Here is a 6565-nt window from a genome sequence, read left to right on the forward strand (position 1 = left end):
TCGGGCGGACCCTAGCGGCGGCGGTTGCCTGTGTCGAGTTGGCGCCGGTGATGCCGCGCTGCCGCAATCACCGCTTGGTGATCGGCTTCCCTAGCGTTAAGAGGCTGAAAAGAATGAACGCGGACAAGAGGGATCGACATGCAGATCACGGTGGACGAGGCGCTGTCGCGCGGTGGCACGGGCCGGTTTCAGGCCCGCCTTCTGGCGATCTTCGGGTTGGTCTGGGCGGCCGATGCGATGCAGGTCATCGCCGTGGGCTTTGCCGCGCCATCGGTCGCGGCCAGTTTCGGGATCGAACGTGTGACCGCTTTCCAGATCGGCACGGTGTTCTTTCTGGGCATGTTCTTCGGCGCCTGGATCTTCGGCCGCCTCGCCGACCGGATCGGGCGGCGGAACCTGCTGATGGCGACCGTGGCGATGGATGCGGTCTTTGGCCTGGCCTCGGTCTTCGCGCAGGATTTCACGTGGCTCCTGGTGCTGCGCTTCCTGACCGGCGCCGCGGTTGGCGGCACCCTGCCGGTCGATTACGCGATGATGGCCGAATTCCTGCCACCCCGGAACCGGGGCCGCTGGCTGGTCTGGCTGGAAGGGTTCTGGGCCATCGGCACCATCGTCATCGCGCTGACGGCATGGATCGCCGCGACCTATGGCGCGGCGGCGCCCTGGCGCTGGATCTTCGCCATCGCCGCGATCCCGGCGCTGATCGGCGTCTTCCTGCGCCTCTGGGTGCCCGAATCGCCGATGTATCTGGTGCGCCAGGGCCGTGCTGCCGAAGCGAAGGCAGTGGTGGACCGGGTGCTGGCCGCCAACGGGATGCGGACCCTGCCGGCGGGTGCCGAACTGATCCCCGCACCGGTTCCGGCCGGCGCCGAGCGGTCGATCTTTTCCGCGATCCTGCGGATGCGGACCATCGGTGTCATGATCGTCTGGTTCCTGGTTTCCGTCAGCTATTACGGCGTCTTCGTCTGGGTGCCGGGTCAGCTTGCGACGGAAGGCTTCGGCTTCGTGCGCGGCTACGGCTTTCTGGTGATCCTGGCGCTGGCGCAGATCCCCGGCTATGCGCTGGCCGCCTGGGGGGTCGAGGCGCTTGGCCGGCGTGCCACGCTGATGGGGTTCCTGATCCTCAGCGCGGCGGGCTGCTTCCTGTTCACCCTGGCATCCGGCACGGCGATGATCGCGGGCGCGCTGATCCTGATGAGCTTTGCGCTGCTGGGCACCTGGGGCGCGCTCTACGCCTTCACGCCCGAGCTGTATCCAACCCACCTGCGCGGCACCGGCATGGGCACAGCCAGCGCCATGGCGCGGCTGGGCGGCATCCTTGCACCCAGCCTGCTGGCGGTTGTCTTTGCCAGGGGCTTCGGCTTTGCCATCGGGGTCTTCGCGGTGCTGCTGCTGGTCGCTGCGGCTGCCCTGCTGCTGGTTCGCGCCGAGACCCGCGACACCGCCATCGGCTGAGCCGCGAAACCTTCCGCCGCCCCGGCCCGTTCTGATGCCAGATCACAGGAGGACAGAATGGGCCAACTTGTCGAAGGCGTCTGGAAGGACGAATGGTATGATACGGATGCGCATGGCGGCGAATTCGTCCGCGATACGGCAAAGTTCCGCAACTGGGTGACGGCGGACGGCACGCCCGGGCCATCCGGCGAGGGCGGCTTCAGGGCCGAAAGCGGGCGCTTTCATCTGTATGTGTCCTATGCCTGTCCCTGGGCGCACCGGACGCTGATCTTCCGCGCGCTGAAGGACCTGGGCGATCATGTCGAGGTCTCGGTCGTCCATCCCGACATGCTGGCCGAGGGGTGGGAATTTCGCGAGGATTTCCCCGGCGCGACCGGCGACAGGCTGTTTGACGAACCCTTCCTGCGCGACATCTATCTGCGCGCCAATCCGCAGGCGTCGGGTCGTGTCACCGTGCCGGTCCTGTGGGACCGCGGACGCGACACGATCGTGTCCAACGAAAGCGCCGACATCATCCGCATGTTCAATTCGGCCTTCGATTCCGTTACCGGGAACGAGGATGATTACTGGCCCGAACATCTGCGGCCGCGCATCGACGAGGTGAACGGCCGCATCTACGACACCGTCAACAATGGCGTCTACAAGGCCGGTTTCGCGACAACGCAACAGGCCTATGACAAGGCCGTCGCGCCCTTGTTCGACAGTCTCGACTGGATCGAGGGGCTTCTGGCGCGGCACCGCTATCTGACCGGAGAAATGATCACCGAGGCCGACTGGCGCCTGTTCACCACCATCGCCCGCTTCGATCCGGTCTATCACACGCATTTCAAATGCAACCGCCACCGCATCGTGGATTATCCGAACCTGTGGGGCTGGGCGCGCGAGCTTTACCAATGGCCCGGCATCGCGGCGACGGTGCGGCCGGATCATTTCGTCCGGCATTATTACTACAGCCAGGACATGGTGAACCCGCACCGCATCATCCCCATCGGCCCCGATGAGGACTGGACCCGGCCGCACGAGCGGGGCTGATCGGAATCCTCGCCCTTCCGGCTGCCGCGGACCCACGGAGTCACGACAGCGACGGAGGCCGCGTCAGAGAAAACCCCGGCGCGGGAGACGCCGGGGTTATCAGAGAGGGAGGGTGTGGCCGCATCCGCCGACCACTGGGCTTCGATGTATGAACGCCCGCTGCAGGCTTCGGTTCCAGAAATGAACGATGCGGACGCAATTTGACCGATCTCTCTGGCGGGGCGACAGACAGCGGCAAAGATCTCGGGCAGGGAACGGTCATCGGCTTGGGCCGCCAGGGCAAAGCGCGCTACCGGGCGAACGACAATTGCGGTGCGCAATCCTCGACAAATCTGTGTGCGGCAAGATAGTCACTGCAAGCGTCGAACGCGGTCGCAGCGATGCGACGCAGAATCTCCGGCTGGGCCAGTGCCTGCCGGACGACATCTCCGAAATCTGAAAAGTCCCACCGCACCGGCAAATAGGTTTCATTGGGCCGGTAGAGGTCGGGAAGGCTGTCCAGATGAGACATGTCCGGCTTGACCAGAACCGCACCCGTCATGAAGGCTTCGATGTCGCGCCAACACAATTCGCCATAGCCAAACGGGCTCCAACACAGTTTCGATTGACGCAATTCCTTCAGAAAGCGCGGCTGGCTGATTCTTTCCTGTGGTGTGGTCTTGATTCCGGGCATGTCCCGCGCCACCGCGGCCGCATGGCTACGCATCGCTTGATACCAGGGTGTTCCCCCGGTGGCGATCCGGGAATGCAGGTCGATGGGCCGGGCGCCTGTATCGGGGCGGTCCATCAGGAAATGCGGCATCAGATGTGGTGCCACCAGAAAGTTGGGCGAAAGGCCCAGGCGGGTCAGCAGGCCGTCCGGAACACGGCGGTCCACAACCTGTCCCGGAATGCCGTGAAGCTCCATGTAATATTCGGTCAGATTCGTGTCGCCAAGCCGCGGCTTCTGAAACATCTTGCGATCACGAAACAACGCCTTGCGCAGATAGAGATCGACCACCGGATCAAGGTCACGGCCGGCGCGCAGGTCGACATGCGCGGCGCTGTCCAGAAAAACCACCCGATCCGGATCGTGGCGGGCGCGGTATCGGGCAATCGCCTCGGCCAGGCGGCTCATGTCCTCGGTGAACCAGGGCTGAACCAGGATGACGTCCGCCGCAGGGGCCTTGTCGGAATGGATATCCGCGAGCGGCCGGGCGCGAATGTCGGCACCATAACGGTCGGCAAGTTCTGCTGCGTAGTGGAAATAGGGATAGATGCTGGCCCAGCATATCCGGTTGGGATGATGGAAGATCAGAACCCGAACCCTGGCCTGGGGTGAAAACCGTCTCGACAGCAAGAGCCGTGTGATCGGCGCGCATCCCTTTGCCAAACGTCTTGCGGCAGCGTGGGCGCGCACGCCATGACTGATAAAACGAACCATATTGAACCCATGACCTATGCAATGCCAAGCACATTGGCTCGGGCGACGTAAACTGTCAGAAGCAAAATGAAAATGGTCATGAAAGAAGGACCGGCGCGCGCGGCGCCGAATCCTGATTTCAAGCCGGCCGATCCTTACGCGACCAACCGATATCCTCCCGATTCCGTCACCAGAAGCCGGGCATTCGACGGGTCCGGCTCGATCTTCTGGCGCAGGCGGTAGATATGCGTCTCCAGCGTGTGGGTGGTGACGCCCGCGTTGTAGCCCCAGACCTCGTGCAGCAGCACGTCGCGGGGCACGACGCCGTCCTGCGCGCGATACAGGAACTTCAGGATGTTGGTTTCCTTCTCGGTCAGGCGGATCTTCTTGTCGCGCTGATCGACCAGCATCTTCATCGCCGGCTTGAAGGTATAGGGCCCAAGCTGAAAGATCGCGTCCTCGGACTGCTCATGCGTGCGCAGCTGCGCCCGCAGCCGGGCCAGCAGGACGGGGAACTTGAACGGTTTTGTGACATAATCGTTCGCCCCCGCATCCAGTCCCAGGATCGTGTCGGCATCGGTGTCGTGGCCGGTCAGCATGACGATCGGACATTTCACGTTCAGCTTGCGCAGCTTCTTGCACAATTCGCGCCCGTCGGTGTCGGGCAGGCCCACGTCCAGCACGACCAGGTCGTAGATCGCGCCCTTGCTTGCCTCGACCGCCTCGGCGCCGCTGCCTGCCTCGGTCACGTCGAAATCATCGGTCGCGACCAGTTGCTCGGCCAGCGCCTCGCGCAGGTCTTCCTCGTCATCGACCAGCAGAATCTTTTTCAACCCGGCCATGTTGCCTCCTGTGTGTCATTGCGCAAAGGAGTGGGCGTGCCGGGGCCTGCGGTCCAGCGGCATGTTCGAAATCTCACATGGTTTTGTCGGAAAAAGCCACTATGTTTCAGATTGTTTCAAACCCGTCTAGCTGCCGAAAGCGATCATGAGCCTGATTCCGACCCTGGCCGAGACCGTCTCGCGCGCCCGCGCCGACCTGCGCATGGGTCTGCCGGTCGCCATCGGCGGCCATCTGGCGGCGGCGGTCGAGACGCTGCCGCCGCAGCGGCTGGCCGACATGAAGGCGCTTGGCCGTCCGGTTCTGGCGATCACGGAGCGGCGGGCCGAAACGCTGAAGGCGCGGGCCTATGATGGCGGGCTGGCGCGGGTGAAGGTGCCCGACGATGCCGATCTGGCCTGGTTGCGCGGTCTGGCTGACCCCGCCGACGATCTGCGGATGCCGATGAAGGGGCCGCTGTTCACGGAACGCGACGGCGATGCGACACCGCATATGGCGGCGCTGGCGCTGGCCAAATCCGCGCAATTGCTGCCTGCGGTGCTGATGGTGCGGGCGCCGGCCCCGGCCGGGCTGACGCTGCTGGCGCCGGGGCAGGTGCTGGCGCAGCTGGCCGGCGAGGCGGCGATGGCTCCGGTCGCGGCGGCGCGGCTGCCGCTGGCCTCGGCGGAACGCTCGCGCCTGCACATCTTCCGGCCCGACGATGGCGGCGCGGAACACTACGCCATCGAGATCGGCGATCCGCCGCGCGACGCGCCGGTCCTGACGCGGCTGCATTCGGCCTGTTTCACGGGCGATGTACTGGGCAGCCTGAAATGCGATTGCGGCCCGCAGCTTCGCGCGGCGCTGGAGGCGATGGGGCAGGCCGGGGCGGGTGTACTGCTGTATCTCAACCAGGAAGGGCGGGGGATCGGGCTGGCCAACAAGATGCGCGCCTATGACCTGCAAAACCAGGGTTTCGACACGGTCGAGGCCAATCACCGGCTGGGTTTCGAGGATGACGAACGCGATTTCCGCATCGGCGCGGCGCTGTTGAAACGGCTGGGCTTCGCACAGGCGCGGCTGATGACCAACAATCCCCGCAAGGTCGCCATGCTGGCAAGCCACGGAATCGAGGTGACGCAGCGCGTGCCGCTGATCACCGCGCGCAACCGGTTCAACAGCGGCTATCTGGATGCCAAGGCGGAAAAATCCGGACATCTGCTGTGAGCCCGGACGATCTGGTCCTGACCGCCCGGGGCATCCGCTTTCGCCGCCGTCTCTTTCCCTGCGCCATCGGCAGGACCGGAATTACCGCTGACAAGCGCGAAGGCGACGGCGCGACTCCGGCCGGCATCCATCGCATCACCGGGCTGTGGTATCGCGCCGACCGCCTGGCGCCTCCGGCCCCTTGGGCGCGCGGCATCGGTCCCGGCGATCTGTGGTGCGATGATCCGGCCCATCCGGCCTACAACCACCATGCCCGCGCCCCGCTGACCGCCGGCCATGAAAGACTGCGCCGCGCCGATCCGCTTTACGATCTGGTCCTGACCACCGACTGGAACGGGCCCAAAGCCGTGCCCGGACGCGGATCGGCCATCTTCCTGCATCAATGGCGCCGCCCCCGATACGGCACCGAGGGCTGCATCGCCTTCGCCCGCCCGGACCTGATCTGGATCGCCGCGCGGGCCGGGCCGGGGACGCGCTTGATCATTCCGGCTTCTTCGTTGTCCAAATACCCCTAGCGCAACGGTCTAGTCGTAATCCCGCGCGCCGAAGATGGCCGAGCCGATGCGCACATGGGTCGCGCCCTCCGCAATCGCAGCCTCGAAATCGGCGCTCATCCCCATCGACAGCAGG

The 6565-nt window shown here is 65.1% G+C and carries 6 protein-coding genes and 1 pseudogene; 4 read left to right on the forward strand and 3 right to left on the reverse strand.

Annotated elements, in window-relative coordinates:
- Positions 1 to 138: 138 nt before the first annotated feature.
- The gene (locus tag B4L36_RS15700; protein ID WP_292959086.1) at positions 139 to 1455 is read left to right on the forward strand and encodes an MFS transporter; all 1317 of its coding nucleotides are present in this window, start codon (positions 139 to 141) and stop codon (positions 1453 to 1455) included.
- 57 nt (positions 1456 to 1512) lie between these two features.
- Complete coding sequence (locus B4L36_RS15705; protein WP_292959088.1) at positions 1513 to 2487, forward strand: glutathione S-transferase family protein; 975 nt, start codon at positions 1513 to 1515, stop codon at positions 2485 to 2487.
- A 289-nt stretch (positions 2488 to 2776) separates the two neighbouring features.
- On the opposite strand, the gene B4L36_RS15710 is transcribed toward B4L36_RS15705, so the two are convergent.
- Together B4L36_RS15710 and B4L36_RS15715 are read right to left on the reverse strand one after the other, a co-directional pair.
- Positions 2777 to 3859, reverse strand: a complete 1083-nt coding sequence (locus B4L36_RS15710) for a glycosyltransferase family 1 protein (RefSeq protein WP_292959090.1) — start codon at positions 3857 to 3859, stop codon at positions 2777 to 2779.
- A gap of 185 nt (positions 3860 to 4044) precedes the next feature.
- On the reverse strand, positions 4045 to 4731 hold the full coding sequence (locus B4L36_RS15715) for a response regulator transcription factor (RefSeq protein ID WP_292959092.1): 687 nt from the start codon (positions 4729 to 4731) through the stop codon (positions 4045 to 4047).
- 145 nt (positions 4732 to 4876) lie between these two features.
- On the opposite strand from B4L36_RS15715, the gene ribA reads away from it, so the two are divergent.
- Both ribA and B4L36_RS15725 read left to right on the forward strand, forming a co-directional pair.
- Positions 4877 to 5935, forward strand: coding sequence for a GTP cyclohydrolase II (gene ribA, locus B4L36_RS15720; protein WP_292959094.1), 1059 nt, complete (start codon positions 4877 to 4879; stop codon positions 5933 to 5935).
- Positions 5932 to 6450, forward strand: coding sequence for a L,D-transpeptidase family protein (locus B4L36_RS15725; protein ID WP_292959095.1), 519 nt, complete (start codon positions 5932 to 5934; stop codon positions 6448 to 6450). The genes ribA and B4L36_RS15725 overlap by 4 nt, the downstream gene beginning before the upstream one ends.
- 9 nt (positions 6451 to 6459) lie before the next feature.
- Here the strand turns inward: B4L36_RS15725 and B4L36_RS15730 are convergent.
- Positions 6460 to 6565: pseudogene (locus B4L36_RS15730) on the reverse strand (YggS family pyridoxal phosphate-dependent enzyme); the annotation flags it as partial.

The organism is Paracoccus sp. UBA889 (assembly GCA_002294185.1).
Taxonomy (GTDB): Bacteria; Pseudomonadota; Alphaproteobacteria; order Rhodobacterales; family Rhodobacteraceae; genus Paracoccus.